The 19,143-nt window shown below is 59.0% G+C and carries 23 protein-coding genes; 11 read left to right on the forward strand and 12 right to left on the reverse strand.

Annotated elements, in window-relative coordinates; all coding sequences use genetic code 11:
* Positions 1-23: 23 nt before the first annotated feature.
* A complete protein-coding gene (locus QP027_RS02445) occupies positions 24-368 on the forward strand; it encodes a hydrogenase maturation nickel metallochaperone HypA/HybF (protein WP_284825721.1) in 345 nt (114 codons plus the stop codon).
* Here the strand turns inward: QP027_RS02445 and QP027_RS02450 are convergent.
* The 6 genes from QP027_RS02450 to QP027_RS02475 form a co-directional block, all read right to left on the reverse strand.
* On the reverse strand, positions 344-823 hold the full coding sequence (locus QP027_RS02450; RefSeq protein ID WP_284825723.1) for a hydrogenase maturation protease: 480 nt from the start codon (positions 821-823) through the stop codon (positions 344-346). The two genes, QP027_RS02445 and QP027_RS02450, sit on opposite strands and share 25 nt — an antisense overlap.
* Positions 824-1,984 carry a Ni/Fe-hydrogenase, b-type cytochrome subunit gene (gene cybH, locus QP027_RS02455; protein WP_284825724.1) on the reverse strand — a complete coding sequence of 387 codons (1,161 nt, stop codon included), beginning with the start codon at positions 1,982-1,984 and terminating at the stop codon, positions 824-826.
* Entirely contained in the window at positions 1,981-3,729 is a 1,749-nt protein-coding gene (locus tag QP027_RS02460) for a nickel-dependent hydrogenase large subunit (RefSeq protein ID WP_284825726.1), read from the reverse strand. The genes cybH and QP027_RS02460 overlap by 4 nt, the downstream gene beginning before the upstream one ends.
* Before the next feature lie 3 nt (positions 3,730-3,732).
* Complete coding sequence (locus QP027_RS02465; protein ID WP_284825728.1) at positions 3,733-4,899, reverse strand: hydrogenase small subunit; 1,167 nt, start codon at positions 4,897-4,899, stop codon at positions 3,733-3,735.
* A gap of 183 nt (positions 4,900-5,082) precedes the next feature.
* Positions 5,083-5,847, reverse strand: coding sequence for a hydrogenase nickel incorporation protein HypB (hypB, locus tag QP027_RS02470; protein ID WP_284825730.1), 765 nt, complete (start codon positions 5,845-5,847; stop codon positions 5,083-5,085).
* Positions 5,848-5,874: 27 nt separating this feature from the next.
* A complete protein-coding gene (locus QP027_RS02475) occupies positions 5,875-6,216 on the reverse strand; it encodes a hydrogenase maturation nickel metallochaperone HypA (RefSeq protein WP_284825731.1) in 342 nt (113 codons plus the stop codon).
* Between the two features lie 32 nt (positions 6,217-6,248).
* On the opposite strand from QP027_RS02475, the gene hypF reads away from it, so the two are divergent.
* Complete coding sequence (gene hypF, locus QP027_RS02480; protein WP_284825732.1) at positions 6,249-8,423, forward strand: carbamoyltransferase HypF; 2,175 nt, start codon at positions 6,249-6,251, stop codon at positions 8,421-8,423.
* Here the strand turns inward: hypF and hypE are convergent.
* Entirely contained in the window at positions 8,406-9,494 is a 1,089-nt protein-coding gene (gene hypE / locus QP027_RS02485) for a hydrogenase expression/formation protein HypE (RefSeq protein WP_284825733.1), read from the reverse strand. The two genes, hypF and hypE, sit on opposite strands and share 18 nt — an antisense overlap.
* Positions 9,495-9,593: 99 nt before the next feature.
* Here hypE and QP027_RS02490 point away from each other — a divergent pair, with 99 nt between their 5' ends.
* Genes QP027_RS02490 through QP027_RS02500 form a run of 3 tightly spaced genes read left to right on the forward strand, consistent with a single transcriptional unit; the run spans position 9,594 to position 11,653 of the window.
* On the forward strand, positions 9,594-9,863 hold the full coding sequence (locus QP027_RS02490; RefSeq protein WP_284825735.1) for a HypC/HybG/HupF family hydrogenase formation chaperone: 270 nt from the start codon (positions 9,594-9,596) through the stop codon (positions 9,861-9,863).
* 7 nt (positions 9,864-9,870) lie between these two features.
* Positions 9,871-10,995 carry a hydrogenase formation protein HypD gene (hypD, locus tag QP027_RS02495; protein WP_284825736.1) on the forward strand — a complete coding sequence of 375 codons (1,125 nt, stop codon included), beginning with the start codon at positions 9,871-9,873 and terminating at the stop codon, positions 10,993-10,995.
* Between the two features lies 1 nt (position 10,996).
* Positions 10,997-11,653 (forward strand): SOS response-associated peptidase, encoded by a 657-nt coding sequence (locus QP027_RS02500; protein WP_284825737.1) that lies wholly within the window; start codon positions 10,997-10,999, stop codon positions 11,651-11,653.
* On the opposite strand, the gene ybaK is transcribed toward QP027_RS02500, so the two are convergent.
* A complete protein-coding gene (gene ybaK, locus QP027_RS02505; RefSeq protein ID WP_284825739.1) occupies positions 11,650-12,153 on the reverse strand; it encodes a Cys-tRNA(Pro) deacylase in 504 nt (167 codons plus the stop codon). The two genes, QP027_RS02500 and ybaK, sit on opposite strands and share 4 nt — an antisense overlap.
* Positions 12,154-12,244: 91 nt before the next feature.
* Between ybaK and QP027_RS02510 the strand changes: the two genes are divergently transcribed.
* A complete protein-coding gene (locus QP027_RS02510) occupies positions 12,245-12,829 on the forward strand; it encodes a sigma-70 family RNA polymerase sigma factor (protein ID WP_284826891.1) in 585 nt (194 codons plus the stop codon).
* Between the two features lie 29 nt (positions 12,830-12,858).
* On the forward strand, positions 12,859-13,104 hold the full coding sequence (gene rsrA, locus QP027_RS02515; protein WP_284825740.1) for a mycothiol system anti-sigma-R factor: 246 nt from the start codon (positions 12,859-12,861) through the stop codon (positions 13,102-13,104).
* Positions 13,105-13,161: 57 nt separating this feature from the next.
* Here the strand turns inward: rsrA and QP027_RS12330 are convergent, their stop codons facing one another.
* Positions 13,162-13,236, reverse strand: a complete 75-nt coding sequence (locus tag QP027_RS12330; RefSeq protein WP_370513275.1) for a 50S ribosomal protein bL37 — start codon at positions 13,234-13,236, stop codon at positions 13,162-13,164.
* A 104-nt stretch (positions 13,237-13,340) separates the two neighbouring features.
* A complete protein-coding gene (locus tag QP027_RS02520; RefSeq protein WP_284825742.1) occupies positions 13,341-13,604 on the reverse strand; it encodes a WhiB family transcriptional regulator in 264 nt (87 codons plus the stop codon).
* Between the two features lie 551 nt (positions 13,605-14,155).
* On the opposite strand from QP027_RS02520, the gene QP027_RS02525 reads away from it, so the two are divergent.
* Positions 14,156-14,593, forward strand: coding sequence for a hypothetical protein (locus tag QP027_RS02525; RefSeq protein ID WP_284825743.1), 438 nt, complete (start codon positions 14,156-14,158; stop codon positions 14,591-14,593).
* Here QP027_RS02525 and QP027_RS02530 read toward each other — a convergent pair.
* A complete protein-coding gene (locus tag QP027_RS02530) occupies positions 14,590-15,810 on the reverse strand; it encodes an Rv3212 family protein (protein ID WP_284825745.1) in 1,221 nt (406 codons plus the stop codon). The genes QP027_RS02525 and QP027_RS02530 overlap by 4 nt on opposite strands.
* A complete protein-coding gene (locus QP027_RS02535; RefSeq protein ID WP_284825746.1) occupies positions 15,811-17,100 on the reverse strand; it encodes a DEAD/DEAH box helicase in 1,290 nt (429 codons plus the stop codon).
* Between the two features lie 102 nt (positions 17,101-17,202).
* On the opposite strand from QP027_RS02535, the gene QP027_RS02540 reads away from it, so the two are divergent.
* The 3 genes from QP027_RS02540 to QP027_RS02550 are packed head-to-tail and all read left to right on the forward strand — an operon-like array spanning position 17,203 to position 19,134.
* Positions 17,203-17,427, forward strand: coding sequence for a DUF3107 domain-containing protein (locus QP027_RS02540; RefSeq protein ID WP_284825748.1), 225 nt, complete (start codon positions 17,203-17,205; stop codon positions 17,425-17,427).
* 20 nt (positions 17,428-17,447) lie between these two features.
* The gene (locus QP027_RS02545; RefSeq protein WP_284825750.1) at positions 17,448-18,395 is read left to right on the forward strand and encodes a DUF3152 domain-containing protein; all 948 of its coding nucleotides are present in this window, start codon (positions 17,448-17,450) and stop codon (positions 18,393-18,395) included.
* A gap of 37 nt (positions 18,396-18,432) precedes the next feature.
* Positions 18,433-19,134, forward strand: coding sequence for a hypothetical protein (locus QP027_RS02550; RefSeq protein ID WP_284825752.1), 702 nt, complete (start codon positions 18,433-18,435; stop codon positions 19,132-19,134).
* Positions 19,135-19,143: the final 9 nt, after the last annotated feature.

Here is a 19,143-nt window from a genome sequence, read left to right on the forward strand (position 1 = left end):
TCTACTCATGAAACAATGGAGACATGCATGAACTATCGCTGCTCGGGGGAGTCACCGATATCGTATCGAAGGCGGTCGAGCCCTCTACTGTGGTGCGTGATGTCGGCCTCGTCGTCGGCGCTAGGTCCGGAGTGCTTGTCGACGCCCTCTTTGCTGCTTGGCCCGTCGCAAAGCAAGGAACGTGCTGCGCGGGAGCTTCTTTGCACGTCACAGAAGTAGCGGCCACAGTGTGGTGCCCGGCTTGTGAAGGTGAGCAAGAAATCGACGAGTATTTCGCCCTGACCTGCCCCGAGTGCGGGACTCCCACCGCGGATCTGCGCCGTGGGAAGGAATTCCATGTCGATTATGTCGACGTAGAGACGGACTGAGTGACCCAACTTTCAAGCACAGCGCGCGCCTTGCCAACAGCCTCCGGGACAGCTTGGGCAACCACGTCGTTCAGCCCAACCTGAAGGTCAACTTCCTGAGCGACCACACCGACGACGACTACTTCTGCAGGCTCCTTGCCCAGCAGCCGTGCGGCAGTGAGTAAGTCGAGCAACCCCACTTGGTGTGGGCTGAGGTGCGCTCGCTGCAGAATCTTGATCTGGTCTCCCGCGACTACTCGGACTTCGCCCGGGGTGGGGCCTTTGATGCCGTCGAGAATCAGGAGCCGGTCGGCATCTTGCACATCGGGGAGAAGCTCCATGCCAGACGTGCCCCCGTCGATGTACTCGACATCGCCGAGTGGCTCCGACGCTAGTGCATTAAGAATCGCAAGCCCCACCCCGTCATCAGCCATAATCGGGTTGCCGATGCCAATGGCAGTGATTTTCTTAGCCATCTACTCAACTTCCGGCCCGTCAACAGGTTTGGTGCCCGTGGGCAACCACACACCACCGTTGATCATTGCGGACACACCACCGTGGTCTTCCAGCGCGTCAGCACGGAACGCCAAGTACACGTGGATTACGACGAACGCCCAAATGACGTACATAATGATCGTGTGAATCAGCCTGATTCCCGCGATGCCAATCCAGTGCACCGGGTAGCTCATCAGGACCCAGAACCAATTATCCTGATTGGCCAGCCCCCACAGAGCAAGCCCGGTGCCCATTTGCACAATGCACAGGGCGTAGATGCCCGTGTAGGTGATTTGCTGCAGCGCGTTGTGGCCGATGTGTATTGGTTCTTCACGTTTGATGAAGAGGTAATACTGAATCGTGCCCCACATGTCTTTGAGGCCCTCGCGATTGTAAATCGGCCACAGTGAGCGACGGTGCATCTGTCGAGTCTTCGCTGTCACCGTGAGCCATAATCGCCAAATTGCTAAAGCGATCCACGATGCACCAGCAATATAGTGCACCAAACGTACCCACCCCATGATGAATCCAGTGTCCCCGGACGCCGGGGTGGCGTAGTAGGGGTCCAATATGTAGTACCCGGTCACAGTCAACGCAATGATCAGCGCCATGTTGAGCCAATGTTGCACTCGGAGGGCGCGAGGCCACAGCTCAACGCGAGTAAAACCACCACGACTTTGCGATACCGGCCGTCGGTGCTCACCTTTGCCCAGCACCACGTAGCCCTTCAATTCGAACTCGCCCGGGTCGTTGCCCGTTACTGGCGCAGTGGCCACGGTGAGACAGCGGTGACCCTTGCGCTGCATGGAATCCACACCCTTGCGGATGAGTCGGCGTGACCCATCATGACCGTGGGCAGCGTCGAGGACTGCATCAACGTCGCCGCGCATAACCGCGATGTCGGTCTCGCTGTCACGCACGATCGCGATTGAATACTTACGCTCGGGCGTTGCTGGATCGAAGTTGCTCGTGCGCCCCTGATTGCCCTGCACAGACTGTACGAGCGCCTGGTCGACAGGGTCCGAGCTTCCTTCCGGCGACGCCGCCGCCAAACGCAGCAGCGTTTCGCGACCGATGTCAGCAACTGGGACGGAGTCTACAACGGAGATTTTGCTTGTCGACGACTCCCTAGCGGTTGTCATTGTGCCATCACCTTGATGATTTCTTCTCCCTCCTCGTCCAAGAGATGCACGGCGCAAGACATGCACGGATCAAAGGAGTGAATGGTGCGCAAGACTTCAAGAGGTTGCTTCGGATCTTCCAACGGATGAGTTCCATCGCCTGCAAGTGAGGACTCGTACGGGCCAAGATTTCCCTCGGGGTCGCGGCCACCGGCAAGCCATGTGGTCGGCACAACTGCCTGATAGCGAGCCGTCTTCCTATCCTTGATGGTGATGTAGTGCGACAGCATTCCGCGCGCTACCTCCATCATGGAGAATCCGTCGCACTCGTCTGGCCAGCGGGATGGCTCCCAGGTGGTCTCATTGAAGACGTCGATGTCGCCCTTTTGAAGACCTTCGACGAATTTCGGCATAAGCACGTTCGCTAGTGTGTCTGCGGAGGTCACGGCCTCAACCGCGCGGGCGAGGGTGCGACCTCCGGTGGAGTTCATTTGCTCGACAGTGATGCCGAGTGCGTCGAAGGCTTCGTCGCAAAGCTGCTTTGTTTGTGGTTCGTCTTGCAGGTAGGCCAACAACACGCGAGCGACAGGTCCAACCTGGGCGGGCCGGCCGTCGTAGCGGGGAGCCTTGGACCAGGTATATTCGTCGTTTTCTGCAAGCCACTCGTACGGTGGCTTCGGGCCCGAGTAGGCCGGCGTTGTCTCTCCTTCGCCGGGGACTAGGCCGACGTCTTTTCCGTCTTCGTAGGAGTACCACGCGGAGGCGATGTACTCTTCGATCAAACTTGGGTCCAGTGGTTGGACCTTGGTGTAGTCACCGTCGATGATTACTCCCGGTTTAACAGTTGGGCTACTGAAGCCAAGGTGCCGGTCGATGTTTTTGGAATTGACTACTGCGCCAGCCATGCCCACCGCCAGGAAAGTGTCGGCCGACTTGCCGATGTCAAAGTAGTCCTTGTATTCGCCCATAATTGCAAGGGCATCTGGCAGGTAGCAGTCGTGACAGAACTCTTGAATCTCGGCAATCCAGTTCTTAATCTGGTCGATGTGTACCTGGTTGACGGTCTCGGACTTGTCTGGGTCGATGGAGCACGCCATGCCGCCGACGAGGAAGTTCGGGTGTGGGTTCTTGCCGCCGAAGACTGTGGTGATACGGGTGATCGAGCGCTGAAACTGCAACGCATCCAAGTAGTGGCTGACGGCCATGAGGTTGGCTTCGGGCGGGAGTCGGTAATCAGGGTGCTCCCAGTAGCCGCCAGTGAAAATGGACAGCTGGCCAGAGTCCAGCACGCCCTGGATGGTCTCTTTCACCTTGGCAAACTGTGAGGCGGTATTGCCCCTCCAACTTGAGCCAATAGAGCTGGCAAACTCGGCGGTCTTTTCGGGGTCCGCCTCCGCAGCGGACACCACGTTAACCCAGTCGAGCGCGTGCAAATGGTAGAAGTGCACAACATGGTCGTGGATCTCCTGCGCACCAAGCAGAAGGTCACGGATGAGCTGAGCCTGGACGGGAATATCGCAGCCGATCGCATCTTCCACGGCGACCACACTGGCTACAGAGTGAGTCGCGGTGCACACACCACAGATACGTCCGACGAACGCCCATACGTCGCGGGGATCGCGGTCGAGGACGATCTGCTCAATTCCGCGGTACTGAGTGGATTCGCTCCACGCCTGTTTGATTTGGCCACCATCGACCTCGAGCTCCACGCGCAGGTGGCCCTCGATGCGGGTCAGGGGATCAACAACAATTCTTTCGGTAGCCATGGGTTACTCTCCCTGCTTGGTCGTGGTGGTCTCGTCGCCGAAGGACGCGAGGGGTTCGACATCGCCGCTCTTTCGTCGCACGCCGATTTCATTAACAACAGTTATCGCCCCGTGGACGGCCACGCCGGCGGCTGCGGCGCCGACAAGCCCTAGGCCTACCTTTTGCGCTGTCGATTCGACTCCGAATGCCCCAACGTTTGGCAGCTTGTCGTAAAACGGGGTGAAGCGATCAAAGAAGTGTTTTTCCGTACATCCGATGCAGGGGTGTCCCGCCCCGATCGGCCAGCCCGCCTTCATGTTCCACTGCAAGATGGGGCATGGGCTGTACGTCGATGGGCCCTTGCAGCCGACTTCGTAGAGACACCAGCCGTTACGGGCGGCATCGTCGTCGAAAGTGCGCACCATCTGCCCGGCATCGAAGTGGGCGCGGCGTGGGCACGAATCGTGAATACGCTGGTCATAAGCAAACAGCGGCCGACCTTCGGCGTCGACTTTTGGAGGCTCGCCGTATGTCAAGATGTACGTGATGGTCGCGGTAATAACCTCGCCGATGGGTGGGCAGCCGGATACATTGATCACGGGCTTGTCCTTGATGATCTCGTCGACGCCCACAGCACGTGTCGGGTTAGGGCGCGCTGCCTGCACGGATCCGTACACGGAGCACGCACCCACCGCGAGGATCACCGAGGCATTCTCGGCCGCCTCGCGAAGCACTTGCTCGGAGGTCTTGCCGCCGATCATGCAGTAAACGCCATCTTCGGCGAGCGAAACAGAGCCATTGACGACGAGAATGTGGTCCGTTTGGTTCAAATCATGGAGGGCCTTCTCGGCCGCCTCGCCGGCTGCCGCCATGACCAGTTCGTTGTAGTTTAGTGAGAGCTGGTTGAGTACCAAGTCTTCGATGGTGGAGGAGCCGGAGCGAAGGACGGATTCCATGCAACCTGTGCACTCTTGCAGCTGGAGCCACGCTACGTTGGGTTTGGTTACGCTGCCTAGCTTTTCTGCGATTTCCTCTGCTTCTTGGGCACTGGCGACACCTTCGATCGGGGCTCCGACCGCGAAGATCGCGGCCAAGCTGCCACACAACTTAATGAAATCGCGGCGCTTCACACCTTTACGTTCGAGGTTTTCTTGCAGGGTCCCGCCCTGCCAGGTGTCGAGCAATTGCATCGAGACACTTCCGTTTCACTGTTAAGAGATTCCACGGATTCGGTGTGCTCGTTGTCGGGGCAGCGCGTCAACCACGGAATTTCTGGCCAAACTCATACAACTTTCAGCGTATCGAGTTGGTGTCCAAGTTCAGTAGCGTTTCGCGTACAAAGTGAATGTTATCCCACCTATAAGTGTGTGACCTTAATCGTTTTGCTGAAGAACCCAATCCATCCAAGCATCGAAGCCTTCTCCGGTTTTCGTCGACATGAGGAAAATCCGGGCGTCTGGGTTTACCTGACGGACATTGCTTAAGAACAGGTCAACGTCGAAATCGAGGTAGGGCAGTAGGTCGATTTTGTTTACAACGACCGCCTCGACGGCGCGGAACATGACCGGGTACTTCAGAGGCTTGTCTTCGCCTTCAGTGACGGAGGCGACCATGGCCTTGCGATGCTCGCCGACTTCGAATTCAGCCGGGCAGACGAGGTTGCCTACGTTTTCAATGAAGACGATGTCCAACTCCGCTAGGTTGAGCCCTTTGAGCGCCTGGGACACCATCGGTGCATCCAGGTGACATTCACCGCCGAATCCGTCACCGGTGTTGAGCAGCGAAATCTGCGCCCCGAGATCAGTCAAGCGATCGGCGTCGATGGAGGTCTCGATATCTCCCTCGACCACGCCGAAGCGGACCTTGCCTTGCCCCGCAGTAAGCGTGCGTTCCAGCAGCGTCGTTTTGCCCGCGCCGGGGGAGCTCATCAAGTTGATGCAGGTGACCCCGTGCTCGTCGAACGCAGCGCGGTTGTCGGCAGCGCGGTGGTCGTTCTCGGTGAAAATGTCTTCTAAGACGGTGATGCGCTCGCGTCCAGTCGCGTAGCCCGAATGATCACCGACATCGTGTGCATGTCCTGTGTGGTCGTGATCGTGTGAGTGTACGGTGCCGTCGTCGTGGCGATGGAAACGTCCCATGGCGGGTCCTTTCTGCGGTTCTGGTTTTTAGCTTAGGTCTACTTCGATGTCGATTACGCGGAATTCTTCGCCGGCAATCACGGTGGTGGGGGAAGCGCATGTCGGGCAGCGCACGTCTAAGTAGTCGGTGGCGTCGAGGCGCGTGTGGTGGCCGGACGAGCAGGCGATTTCTGCGTCGACCCAGGTGATGTTGAGCTGTGCGTCTTGAAGCACAGTGTCTTTGACTACAAACCTCCACGCGTAGGCCAAAGTTGCGGGTACCACTTGTCGGAGCGCCCCTACTTCAATGTCGACTGCACACACGCGTCGGCCTTCGGCGTGCCGTGCGACAACGTGGGAGAGTTGAGTGGCTAGGGCTACTTCGTGCACTTGTTCAACGTTACCGCTAAATTTGAGACATTATGAGCGAATTCGGGCGCCGAAGAATCATTCTGCGCGGCATTGTGCAAGGCGTGGGGATGCGCCCATTTATTGCATCCGTGGCTAGCGCATTTAACGTCACCGGCTTTTGCGGAAACAGTGACACCGAAGTATTCGTCGAGGCGCAGGGTGAGCGGGTAGATGAGTTTGCTCAGGCGCTCGTCGATAAGCTCCCTCCGTTGGCGCACGTAATGTCGCGTGAGGTTACCACTCTTGCACCCGTCCCAGGGGAGGAAGCCTTTAACATTAGGCCCTCGCAGCATACCCCAGGCGAAAAGACGCTGATCCCGCCGGACGTTGCAATGTGCGCCGACTGCGCCGCCGAAATCCACGACTCTACGAATCGGCGCTACCGCTACCCGTTTACTACGTGCACGAACTGTGGTCCGCGGCTGTCGATTATTACGTCGCTTCCCTATGATCGGCCAAACACAACGCTGAGCGTCTTTCCGCTGTGTCCACAGTGCCAGCGCGAATACTCTGACCCCACCGACCGGCGCTTCCATGCCCAGCCGATCAGCTGCCCTGACTGCGGGCCGCGGTGTTGGATCGAGCAGGGAGGCATGCTTATCGACGACCCCTTCGACCAACTCGTCATGCGCGTCCGCAAGGCTTGGGACGCAGGCGAGATCGTGGCCGTGCGCGGGATCGGCGGCTTCCACCTGACCTGTGACGCGACGGATCCGCACGCGGTGGCGCGGCTGCGTGAAAAGAAAAGCCGGCCGACGAAACCTCTCGCGGTGATGGTGCCAGATCTGACGACAGCGCACGAGCTCGGTGTGGTCGACGACGAGACACTGCTGGCAGGGCCCGCGCGTCCGATCGTGACGGTGCCGGTGGGGCAGAGGCAATTGGCGGGCATCGCGCCGGGGCTCAACTCGATCGGCCTTATGCTGCCGTACTCGCCGCTGCACCAACTGCTAGTGGACCGTCCGATCGTTGCAACCTCAGGCAACCCGTCGGGGGAGCCGGTGTGTTTCACCAACGAGCAAGCCCGCGTGCAGCTGGCGCACCTGTGCGACATGTTCCTCATGCATGACCGAGAAATTCACGTCCCTGTGGAGGACTCGGTGTTCCTCGGCAAGATGCCAATCCGCCGGTCCCGTGGTTTCGCGCCCGTGCCTGTGCCGATTCGCTCCGGACCGACTGTGCTCGCCGTTGGGGGCGAACTGAAGAACACGTTTACTCTCGCAGTTGGCGGGTACGCGCATGTTTCAGCGCACGTGGGTGACATGGGGTCGTGGACCGCCCAGGGAAACTTCGAGCGGGCCGTCGATCAAATGCTCTCGATGCGAAACGCTCATCCAGAACTTGTGGTGGCTGATCTGCATCCGGGCTATGCGACGACGAATTGGGCGCAACGGTTCGTCGACAAGCATGGGTTGGAGCTGGCATTGGTGCAGCATCACCATGCGCACGCTCTGTCGCTGCTGGCATCACATGGGCGTATCGGGGAGCGTGCTGCGGTAGCCACGCTCGACGGCACGGGGTACGGAACTGACGGGACAATTTGGGGCGGCGAAGTGCTCACAATCCTGCCCGACGGCAGTTTTGAGCGCTCATGGCACCTGCCGACGTTCGGGATCGTGGGCGGCGACCGGGCGGTAAAGCACCCGTGGCGACTTGCCCTGGCTCTGTGCCACCGCGCGGGGCAGGACATGGACATTTCGGGCATCGATCAAGACGAGCTAACGCTGGTGCGGTCACAACTCACTTCGGGTGTCGGCGTGGTGGAGACAAGCTCTACTGGCCGGCTGTTCGACGCAGTTGCTTACCTCCTCGGGGCCGTCACGGAAGTGACCTACGAGGGCGAGGCCGCCATGAAACTCGAAGCCTTGGCTACGGGCGATGCTCCCCTGGAACCAGCGTCGACCTGGGAGGAAATGATTGCGCGGGTGGTCGCGCCGGGGGAGAGGCGATATCAGGCACGCCAGTTCCACCGGGATTTGGCGTGGCTGATTTCCCGCGAGCTCGTTAAGGCGGATACCCCGGCGGTGGGTTTGAGCGGTGGCAGCGCCTACAACACGATTTTGGCGCGCGATATTGCGGAATTCGTCGGGCACCCGCTGCTGCAACACACGACGATCCCAGCAGGCGACGGTGGGCTCAGCCTTGGACAAGCTGTCGCCGGCAGGCTGCTAGCAGATTCGAGGTAGCGGGTCGCCCACCAGTTTGTCCACCATGCGCGCTCCGCCGAAACCCGTCAGTAGCACCACGGAGGCGACAGGCTTGTCGACGACCCTACCTATCACGGCGGCCCCATCGGCACCGGCAGCGCGGAGTGCTTCGACGGCGGCAGTGGCGTCAGCTTCGGCAACGACCGCAGCGAAGGTGCCCTCGTTGGCTACGTAGAGGGGGTCGATGCCCAGAATGTCGCACGCGGCGCGGGTCATGGGGCGCACGGGGATCTTCTCGTCCTCGAGTGCGATGCCGAGTTCGGTGGTTTCGGCGAGTTCGTTCATCACTGTCGCAAGGCCGCCGCGCGTGGCGTCGCGCATCCAGTGGACGTCGATGCGGTCGTCGAAAAGCTTCTTGACCAGGGAGGCGACCTCGCGCGAGTCCGATTCGATCGGCGCGTCGATGGCGAGGTCGCCGCGCGCCATCATGACACTCATTCCGTGATCGGCAATGGGGCCGGAAACGATGATGCGGTCGCCGACCGCCACCCGCTCGAAGCCAAGTTCGCGGCCCCTGGGGATCACGCCAATTCCCGAAGTGGTGATGTACAGCTTGTCCGCGGCACCTTTCGGTACGACTTTCGTGTCGCCGGTAGCGATGTGCACGCCCGCGGTATCAGCAGCTTCACGCAGCTTGACGACGACCCGGCGCAGAGTTTCAATTTCCAAGCCTTCTTCGAGGATGAACGCCACAGACAGGTACCGCGGCTCGGCACCAGCTACGGCGAGATCATTGACCGTCCCGTTCACGGCGAGTTCGCCGATTGAACCGCCGGGGAATTCGATCGGGCTAACCACGTAACCGTCGGTGGAAAAAGCGAGGCGTTCGCCCTCAACGGTGACCACCGTAGAATCGCTGCTCTGCTCAAGCAGTTGGTTGCCGTAGATGTCGAAAAACACATGGTCCAACAGGGCTGCCGATGCCTTGCCGCCGGCCCCGTGCGACAGGGTGACCACCTCGTCTTTGAGCCGCCCGCCTCGGCGTCGCACGCGCGCGATTTGGTCGTTGACTTTCTCCTCGACCTCGTTGAGACGATTCTTCGGCTCCATGGCAGCTCCCTTGTGCGTAAAATACTTCCTTTTCTATGCTAGCGGGAGCAACCGAGTAGATTGAGTACTAGCGTTCTCAATCGAATCAGGAGAAGACATATGTGCCTCGGCGTACCGGCGCAGGTGGTCGACATTCACGACCCCACCCGCGCAACAGTCAGCATCGCAGGTGTGAGCCGCATGATTTCCACCGACCTACTGGTGGCTGAGGGCCTCGAGGTTGGGGAGTGGGTGTTGGTACACGTGGGGTTTGCATTGTCCAAGATCGACGAAGCCGAAGCCCAGACCACGTTGCAGCAGATCAAGCAGCTGGGCGCGAATACGTTTGAGGACGAAGTTGATTCCTTTACTTCGTCGCGGATTGAGTGAGGCTTCCATGAAATTTGTCGACGAATTTCGCGATCCAGTCGCCGCACGCCGTCTCATCGACCGCATCACCGCCGACGCCGAAAAGCTCGAGCGTCCCGTCAAACTGATGGAGATCTGCGGCGGCCACACGCACACGATTTACCGTTACGGCATCGAAAATCTGCTTCCCGAATCCATCGACCTCGTGCACGGCCCAGGTTGCCCGGTATGCGTGATTCCGATGGGGCGTGTCGACGACGCGTTGTGGCTTGCTGAGCAAGACGGCGTCATCCTCACCACCTTTGGCGACATGATGCGGGTACCCGGCACCACCGGCTCGCTGTTGCAGGCGCGTGCCCGTGGCTGTGACATTCGCTTTGTCTATTCTCCGTTGGACTCGCTGAAGATCGCGGCAGAGAATCCCGACAAGCACGTCATTTTCTTCGCCGTCGGATTCGAGACGACCACACCGTCGACGGCGATCACGCTGCGTACGGCCAAGGACAAAAACGTGCCGAACTTTTCTGTTTTCTCCAATCACGTCACCATCGAGCCGCCGCTCCGAGCAATCGCCAATGGTGGTCAGACGCAGGTGGATGGGTTCATTGGGCCGGGGCATGTGGCAACGGTCGTCGGCACGCAGGCTTTTGATTTCCTAGTGGAGGACCACTCCCTGCCCGTCGCCGTGTGTGGTTTTGAGCCGCTCGATATTCTGCAGGGAGTCAGTATGTTGCTTGAACAGTTCATTTCCGGTGAAAGGCGCGTGGACAACCAATATTCCCGAGTCGTGCGCCCTGCAGGTAACGAATCCGCCCGCGCGCTTCTCGACGAAGTTTTTACTCTCCGCGACGAGTTCGAATGGCGCGGCCTGGGCACCCTACCCAACTCGGGGATGGCGATCTCCAAGGCCTACGCGCAGTGGGACGCTGAGCACATCTTTGACGTTCCGGGCAACCACGTTCCGGATCCCGTGGCGTGCGAATGTGGCAGCGTGCTGACTGGCTACATCAAGCCATGGCAGTGCAAAGTTTTCGGCACGGCCTGCACACCCGACACGCCGATCGGTACGTGCATGGTGTCTCCGGAGGGCGCGTGCGCCGCGTACTACAATTTCGGTCGAATCGACCGCGAGATGACAGCGCAGCTTCAGTGATATGTGCGGACGATTCGTTCTTTTTACTTCAGATGAGCTGCTGGCAGAGGTCGGCAGCTGGCCTGGCATCAGCGAGGTTCACGCCCCCGAGGACCTCCCTCCTGCGCGCTACAACATTGCGCCGACACAGATGGTGCCGATCGTGCGCGTCAGCGAATCGTTCGCCGAGGTCACGCCTGCGCGCTGGGGCTTGCTGCCACATTGGAAGAAGGACCTCACCGGCCCGCCACTATTCAATGCGCGTGCAGAGACCGTGGCCTCGAAGCCGTCGTTCCGCGATGCATTTAGAAAAGGTCGCTGCGTCATCCCGTTAGACGGGTATTACGAGTGGCACGATGACGGCACCGGCAAGGTTCCCTACTACGTCACGGGCCCCGAGGGGATGCTGTGGGCCGCGGGCCTGTGGGCGACGGGGATGGATCAGCTTTCGGCGACAATGGTGACCACGGCAGCCACCGACGAGATGTCTTGGCTGCATGCGCGGCTGCCAAAGTTTCTCGCGCGCGACGAGATCATGCCGTGGCTGAGCGGGGAAGAGCTCCTGGAACCGAGTACCTTGCGCGGATTCGCTACCCGCAAAGCCGACCCCGCAGTGGGAAACGTGCGCAATGACTACGCCGAACTTATCGACGAGCAGCCGCCCACCAGCCTCTTCTAGTCCGCGATCAAGTCCCCAAACACTAGGTCAATCACTCGGGGGAGATCCGCGGCGCACATCTCGATATCCAGCCCGCGTCGACCTCCCGAGAACATGATGGTGTCGAAAAGCACTGCGGTCTCATCGATTGCAGTGGGAAGAACGTTCTTTTGACCCAGTGGCGAGATCCCGCCGGGGATGTAGCCTGATGACTTGGACGCGTCGTCGGCAAGCGCCATGGTGACTTTTGGCACGCCGAACGTTGTGGCCGCCTTCTTCAGGCTGAGCTGGTGACTCACAGGAATCATGCACACGGCGAGTCGTCGTTTAGCGCCTTTACCGGCGGTGAGGTCGATGACAAGGGTTTTGAAAACACGATCGCGATCTACACCCAGCGACTCAGCGGCGTGGTCTCCAAAATGGTCGGAGCCGGCCTCGAACGTTGCCACTGAGTGCGCGATGCCGGCACGTTCCAACAGCGTGAGTGCCGGTGTTGCTGCGCGGTGGTGCTTCTTGGCCATGAAAAGTGATTGTAGGCGCGCGGGTAGAGTATGTGAAAGACCATGAACTCTACAAGGAGGCCCCACGTTAGTGGAGACTAAAGACGACGCAATGGCGGGCGCGAGCTTTGAAGAGCAGGCCATGCCATTGCTGGATCAGCTGTACGGCGGTGCGCTGCGCATGACTCGCAATCCGCAGGACGCTGAGGACTTGGTGCAGGAAACGTATCTGAAGGCGTATAACGCTTTCGGCTCGTACAAGCAGGGCACCAACTTGAAGGCGTGGATGTATCGCATCATGACGAACACGTACATCAATACGTATCGCAAGAAGAAGCGCCGTCCAGTGGAGACTTCGGCCGATGAGATGACTGACTCACAGCTGTACACCACGAGCTCGCACGATTCGACTGGCCTTGTTTCCGCCGAGGTCGAAGCGCTGAAAAACATCCCGAACCAGCAGATCACAGACGCGCTAAATTCGCTTTCCGACGATTACCGCTTGGTGGTGTACCTCGCCGATGTCGAGGGCATGGCGTACAAGGAAATCGCCGAAATCATGGATACGCCCCTGGGAACGGTGATGAGTCGCCTCCACCGGGGAAGAAAACAGCTGCGTGGATTGTTGAAAGACGTAGCAGCCGAAAAAGGCATCGGATTGGATCACCCGGATATGAAGGAAGGAACCGAGCAATGAGTGCCCAGGATCAGCAGGGGAAATGTGGCATGAACTGCAGCGATATTCAAGCCCTTCTTTGTGAGCTTCTCGACGACGACACGTCCGAGGCTCGCGCCGCCGAGATCCACGAGCAGGTGGCGGCGTGTCCGCATTGTGTGAGCCGTTTGCAGTCCGAGCGCGAGGTGCGCGCGATCGTGCGCCACTGTTGCTCACAGGAGCAGGCGCCGGAGGCATTACGTCAGCGGATTGTGCAGCGGATCTCAATTCGCTACACGGAGACTCGCTACCGGTAGGGACAAATAAGTAACCCTCCCTGGTCTGTACTGGGACCGGGGAGGGTTGTGCTGTTCTTACGCGTTAGGACGCTTGCCGTGGTTTGCACCCTTCTTACGGCGATCCTTACGCTTACGACCACGCTTAGACATATGCGGGCTCCTTATTTAAATAGGGAAGTGGATAATTGCTTACCCACTGACTGTAGTGTTCGGATGCGCCGGTGGGAAAATCGGGCTTGGTTAGTGGTTCTGGTTTATGCGGTGACGCGTGCGCGACCGCGACCGCGTGCCTTGTTGCGGCGCTTGAGTGCGCGACGCTCTTCTTCAGACATGCCGCCCCAGACGCCTGCGTCCTGGCCGGTTTCGAGTGCCCACTTCAGGCACATGGAGGTTACTGGGCAGCGGTTGCAGACCAGCTTGGCCTGTGCGATCTGGGACAGTGCAGGGCCGGAGTTTCCGACCGGGAAGAACAGCTCTGGGTCTTCGTCTCGGCAAATAGCTTCGTGGCGCCAATCCATGGTGAATGCTCCTTAGGTCAAGATGTTGTGAACAGCGGGTTTTGTACGCACCACAATCAGCCCCTCTTTGCGGGGTTGATGCAAATCTTTGGGTGTCCAGGTGGTGGGACGGCAGTCCGCCGGTGGCTCCGGGGCCCATCAACTTTACCTGGTGTTAACTCTGTGGTGACTTAGAGTTAATGGCCGATTTATCAGCCGGTTGTTTTTGCTACCCGAGAATCATGACATGTTAACTCGAATTCCGCTAGGGTTAACCCGCAAAATGTGACCGACATCATATAATTCAGGTTTGGAGGGGGCCTCCGAGTGGCACGAGCGGGCCGCTTTGTTTATGTGTACTCAAGCAGTCTACCTGCATAGAGGTGGAAAATGTGGCGAAGCGCACTTTCGTATAAAGGTCAAATCTGTCAAAGTCATACCAAGGTGGCAGGAGGGCAGATTTGAGGATTGTTCAACATTTGTGTTAACCAAAATCGCCGGTTCACCTCCTTGTAACCGTCTTCACCGACAGTGCACAAACCCTAGACCTGGTAGGGCTAGACTTAATCCCTGTGACAAACAAATCAACTCCAGCCGGTACCCAGCCACCCTCGACGCTTCGTTGGGCGGCCATCGTCGCGATCGTGCAGTCCCTCGTAGTCCTGGGCTACGCCCTTAGCATCGTGGTACGCGAACTTCTGGGCGAGGAAGACCAAAGCCTTGTCTCCGATAGCCCGAACGCCGAATACGTTGGTTACGGCACAGCGATCTTCTTAGCGATCATCTTTGGCACAGTAATTGCCGGTGCGGTCTCATTGCTGCGCGGGAAGAATTGGGGCAGGGGCCCCATCGTGCTGATCGAGTTTATCCTGCTCGGCGTGGCTTTCTTCATGTTCCAAGGTGGCGCTATCATTCTGGGAATCGTGACGCTTCTGTCCGCGGTTCTCGCGCTCGCGATGATCTTCCACCCGCGTTCTACCGAATGGATTGAATCGCACTACGGGGCTTAGTTGCCGAGGAATACCAGCTCGTCGCCACGCTTTTCGACGATCGCATCGCCCGCATTGGCAAGCGAGACAGGGCCGTCGTAGCTGCCGCGATCGACGGGGATGGTGTTCTCGATGGCTTGGGTCTTCCAGTCGGCAACTGCGATTCCGTTGATCACGGGGAATAGGAGCTTGCCGTCGATAGCGATGCCGGTGCCGAGCGCGCCCTCGTAGATTGTGTTGACGGCCATATTTGCGGGGTTAAGTAGGAGCAAGCGCGAGCCGTCGAAGAAGGACATGTGATTCGGCAGGTCGGCGACAGCCGGTTCGAACAGTCCCTCCGTGGCCTCGATCGGCTGTACGGCGGAGCGGGAGACTTCTTCACCTGCCTTGTCGATGCCCACAATTTCAGTGGACTCCGGCAGGTAGATGGCCGCAACTTCTTGACCTACCGCAACTAACACGGAGTTGTCTGAGATCTTTGCGTTTGCAGTGACCTCGGGTTTACGGGAGTCCTCCGGAGTGGTGTCTTGCATACGCAGCCACGTTTCGTCAGAACACTTTTCTGTCACAGCGAGCAATTCGGTGCGAGTCAGCGCCGAGGTGATCGTGCAGTCGCGATTGGGCTGCATGTCGGATTCTTGCGGGGCCTCAACTTCGCCGTACTCCACGGTGCGCACCAGATCGGAGCGCCAAATCTCGACGCGTTTGTCGGATACGGTGCCGATGCGGTCGTTGGATGAAATGTTGACCACCTGTTCAGGTGCGGGTGCGGAGCGAGTGCCGGCGTACTTGCCGGAGGATGCATCGATCGCGATGACATCGCCGCAGCCGAGGTGGGTTTTGTACGTGGCCACGAATTTGCCCCAGGCGCCGGAGAGAGAGCACAACTCGGCATCGGAACGCTTGTACGTCCACGCTATATCGCCTTGCGGTGTGTACGCGGTGAGCGTGTCGTCGGCGTATGCGGCGATCATCCCTTCGACCATGACTGGTTTGAGAGCGGGGGAGGCGTCGTCGATACGCGTGATCTCGGTGAGCTCCGTTGGGACGACTGCCAGCTGTCCATAGTCGGCATGGTCTTTGTCGGAGGAAGTCAACTCAGCAGAGCGAATCGGCGCGGAGAAGAAAGCAATTGCGAATAACGAGATCGCCAGAACGGAGATCACAGCCAACGCGATTAGGTCTTTCTTGCTGCGCTGCAGTGGTTTACGGGCCGAGTGGTCGTCGATAAGCGTCATTTAAATGCGTCCCCTGGATCGTCCGCGAGGTGCGCGTGCACCTACAACTTTTCGTGGCTTGCCGACGACAGACTCCGCATCCTCGGGAATGTCCAAAGCTTCAAAGAGCTCGGGCGATGTGGAGAACCAAACTGGCGGATCGGGCTGGTCTAAGCCAAGCTCGGAATTGATCATGGCCCACTTGTGCATTTCGTCATATCCGACGAGAGTGACAGCGGTACCGGAGTGACCTGCGCGGCCAGTGCGGCCAATGCGGTGTACGTAGGTCATCGGGTCATCGGGAGTTTGGTAGTTGATTACATGAGTGACGTCGTCTACGTCAATGCCACGAGCCGCAACGTCGGTAGCCACCAAGATCTCGATGGTGCCGTCGCGGAAGGCTTCGAGAGAACGTTCGCGGGCTTCTTGGCCCAAGTCGCCGTGGACGGAGCCGACTGCGAAACCACGCTTGGCCAGGTCCGCGGAGACGTCCGCGGCCGTGCGCTTTGTGCGGGTGAAAATGATGGTGCGACCGCGACCTTCACATTGCAGAATCCGCGCGGTGACCTCAGGCTTATCCATGCGGTGAGCCTGGAAAATGACTTGCTTTGTTGTGGCGTGGGTAGCACCGGCATCTGCAGCCTCAGCGCGGATGTGAACGGGCTTATTCATAAACGACCGCGCCAAGGTCAGAATCGGGCCTGGCATGGTGGCGGAGAACAGCATCGTCTGGTGCTTGTGAGTCAACGCCTCCCAAATCCTTTCGATGTCGGGCAGGAAACCGAGGTCGAGCATCTCGTCGGCCTCATCGAGGACCAAGACTGCCACCTTATCCAGCTGCAGCGCGTCGCGATTGTAGAGGTCAAGCAAGCGACCCGGCGTGCCGACGACTACATCAACCCCCTCGTCGAGGGCCTGGATCTGTTCATCGTACGGGCGGCCACCGTAGATGGTGAAGACTCGCACCGGCAGATTCTGTGCAGCGCGGTTGAGATCCTCACCCACCTGAACTGCAAGCTCACGAGTAGGAACTACGACGAGGGCGCGTGGTGTGCCGTCCAGCTCTGCGACATCGGCATCGTCGAAAACGCGATCAAGCAGTGGAACACCGAATGCGAGAGTCTTTCCCATACCCGTGCGAGCCTGACCGATCAGGTCGGTTCCATCAAGGGCGAGCGGTAGCGTCAGTTCCTGGATGGAGAAGGTATGAGTAATGCCTTGGGCAGCAAGCGCATCCGTGATTTCCACGGCCACGCCGAGCTCGGCGAAAGACGGTGTGCTGGGTTTATGGTCAGTTGCATCGGAAGACACAACGTCATCTTAACCCGACCTGTTTACAATGGAATCACTGCCGCATTTCGTGGTAGCTCCAAGTGAGACATGAAACATAGAAGGATTGTGACTATTCCACCCATGGATATCAAGATTGGACTTGCAGAAAGCGCCCGTGAACTGGTCATTTCCAGCACTGCATCCCAGGATGACGTCGTTGGCCAGATCAATCAGGCGATCGAGTCCGGTGCAGCGACCGTGACTCTGGAAGACGATAAAGGTCGCAAGTACGTCATCCGCACCGAGCGAATTTCTTATGTCGAGGTCGGCTCCACAGCTCCGCGTGCAGTGGGCTTTGCAGGTTAATGCGCTAAGTTATTTGTACTATGACACAGCATCACGGCACTGAACCGTACGAAAGCGAGAGGCCACAGCGAAAGGACTCCGCTTTTGTTCGCTTCGCTAGGGACTACGGGTGGCGGGCCTACGCCATCCCAGTACTTGCCGTGATAACTATTTTCCTTATTTTTGACGTTCTACGCAGTCCAGACGAGCCCGCGCTCAGTACAGATCAGGCTGCCCGTGAAACGCAAGTCAGCGCTTCTGAAGACCAGCCTGCGGAGCAGGAATCTAAGGGACCAGGCCCCGATCCAGCGCAGTCTCCACTGAGCGCTCTGGCGATCGAGGACCTACCCCCGGGAAGTCCTTACTCTGAGAAGGGTGATGGCACCTATCGGGTCGTCGGAAAGCCCGGCATGAGTGCAGGTGAGGGCGAAGAATCCACGATGACTTTCGTCGTTGAGATCGAAAATGGCGTGGATACTTCCGCATATGGTGGAGACGATGCCTTCGCGTCGATGGTTGATGCCACCCTGTCCGACCCGCGCGGTTGGACCAACGACTCACGCTTCAAGTTTGAGCACGTCGGTCCCGACGACGACCCAGAGATGCGCATCCAGCTCACGAGCGTGGAGACCACCAAAGAGTTGTGCGGGGCGAATCTAGGCATGGAAACCAGCTGTCGGACCACTCTAGGCGGCGGGAACACCGTGGTTGTCAACGAGGCACGCTGGGTACGCGGTGCTGTGCCATTCCAGGGTGACTTAGGCAGCTACCGGCAATACTTGCTCAACCACGAGGTGGGGCACGGCTTGGGGTATGCGGCACACGTTCCGTGTGGTGACGATGGAGAGCTGGCTCCGATCATGATGCAGCAAACTCTCAGTCTGAATAACTCTGAGCTGTTTTCGATCGATCCGACTGAGGTGTACCCGGACGATCAAAAGACTTGTCGTGCGAACCCGTGGCCGTACCCGCGACCAAATGCGCAGTAGCGACGACCATCCGGCCCGGAACAGAAACGAGGATAGCGTGATTCCTGACCACGTTCTTTCAGCATTTCAAGCGGACAACGACACCCCGCAGGCGTTAGGTCCGGCTTGGGACAACGGCCTGCTTGTGGGCAAAACTGTGGTGGCTCACGCGAGCGAAACAGCGGTGTGGTCTGCGAAACTGCGTGACAAAATCAACATCGAAGGCGTACGTGTCTCACGCCCTGTTCGAACCACTGACGGGCGTTTCGTTGTCGGCGGATACAAGGCAAACGACTTCATTGAGGGCGAGACCGCGCGCCGTGTCGACGAGGCGATCGCAGCAGCACTACGCCTCGACGACGCGCTGGCGGTGGTGGAACAACCCGAGACAAAGCGCGAAGACCGCTGGGCAAAGGCAGAGAATTTTGCTTGGGAAGGCATCGACATTCCGGGCCACCGGCAGGTGTGCCATGCGGATTTCTTGGCGTGCGTGGTGTTCTCCGGCACAATGCCCCCAGCTTTAACCGACATCGTTCCTACTGCAGCGCCACGACCACACGGCTATTCGGCGGCGTTGACGGCCGTAGACGGCTTGCTGGCTGGTGCGATCGACGGTGCCGTGATTGATCGCTGGGCGCATGTTCCGCACTTTGTACCGTTATGTGAACGAGCCTTGGCTTACCGCGAAGCTCTGCAAGAACCTGCGGATTCGAACGCAATGGCGAGCTTCGGCGAGGTTCGTGCCCTCCTCATGTCGTAGCCGCATGGA

Origin of the sequence: Corynebacterium breve (assembly GCF_030252165.1) — a bacterium.
Taxonomy (GTDB): domain Bacteria; phylum Actinomycetota; class Actinomycetes; order Mycobacteriales; family Mycobacteriaceae; genus Corynebacterium; species Corynebacterium breve.

Coding starts and splice junctions, on each gene's coding strand:
- hypB (WP_284825730.1), bottom strand. CDS start 5,847: ATGGGACGTTTCCATCGCCACGACGACGGCACCGTACACTCACACGAT.
- QP027_RS02510 (WP_284826891.1), top strand. CDS start 12,245: ATGGCGGGCGCGAGCTTTGAAGAGCAGGCCATGCCATTGCTGGATCAG.
- hypE (WP_284825733.1), bottom strand. CDS start 9,494: ATGGAGCCGAAGAATCGTCTCAACGAGGTCGAGGAGAAAGTCAACGAC.
- QP027_RS02530 (WP_284825745.1), bottom strand. CDS start 15,810: ATGACGCTTATCGACGACCACTCGGCCCGTAAACCACTGCAGCGCAGC.
- QP027_RS02520 (WP_284825742.1), bottom strand. CDS start 13,604: ATGGATTGGCGCCACGAAGCTATTTGCCGAGACGAAGACCCAGAGCTG.
- ybaK (WP_284825739.1), bottom strand. CDS start 12,153: ATGGCCAAGAAGCACCACCGCGCAGCAACACCGGCACTCACGCTGTTG.
- hypF (WP_284825732.1), top strand. CDS start 6,249: ATGAGCGAATTCGGGCGCCGAAGAATCATTCTGCGCGGCATTGTGCAA.
- QP027_RS02545 (WP_284825750.1), top strand. CDS start 17,448: ATGACACAGCATCACGGCACTGAACCGTACGAAAGCGAGAGGCCACAG.
- QP027_RS02540 (WP_284825748.1), top strand. CDS start 17,203: ATGGATATCAAGATTGGACTTGCAGAAAGCGCCCGTGAACTGGTCATT.
- QP027_RS02500 (WP_284825737.1), top strand. CDS start 10,997: ATGTGCGGACGATTCGTTCTTTTTACTTCAGATGAGCTGCTGGCAGAG.
- QP027_RS02445 (WP_284825721.1), top strand. CDS start 24: ATGCATGAACTATCGCTGCTCGGGGGAGTCACCGATATCGTATCGAAG.
- hypD (WP_284825736.1), top strand. CDS start 9,871: ATGAAATTTGTCGACGAATTTCGCGATCCAGTCGCCGCACGCCGTCTC.
- rsrA (WP_284825740.1), top strand. CDS start 12,859: ATGAACTGCAGCGATATTCAAGCCCTTCTTTGTGAGCTTCTCGACGAC.
- cybH (WP_284825724.1), bottom strand. CDS start 1,984: ATGACAACCGCTAGGGAGTCGTCGACAAGCAAAATCTCCGTTGTAGAC.
- QP027_RS02490 (WP_284825735.1), top strand. CDS start 9,594: ATGTGCCTCGGCGTACCGGCGCAGGTGGTCGACATTCACGACCCCACC.
- QP027_RS02465 (WP_284825728.1), bottom strand. CDS start 4,899: ATGCAATTGCTCGACACCTGGCAGGGCGGGACCCTGCAAGAAAACCTC.
- QP027_RS02450 (WP_284825723.1), bottom strand. CDS start 823: ATGGCTAAGAAAATCACTGCCATTGGCATCGGCAACCCGATTATGGCT.
- QP027_RS02460 (WP_284825726.1), bottom strand. CDS start 3,729: ATGGCTACCGAAAGAATTGTTGTTGATCCCCTGACCCGCATCGAGGGC.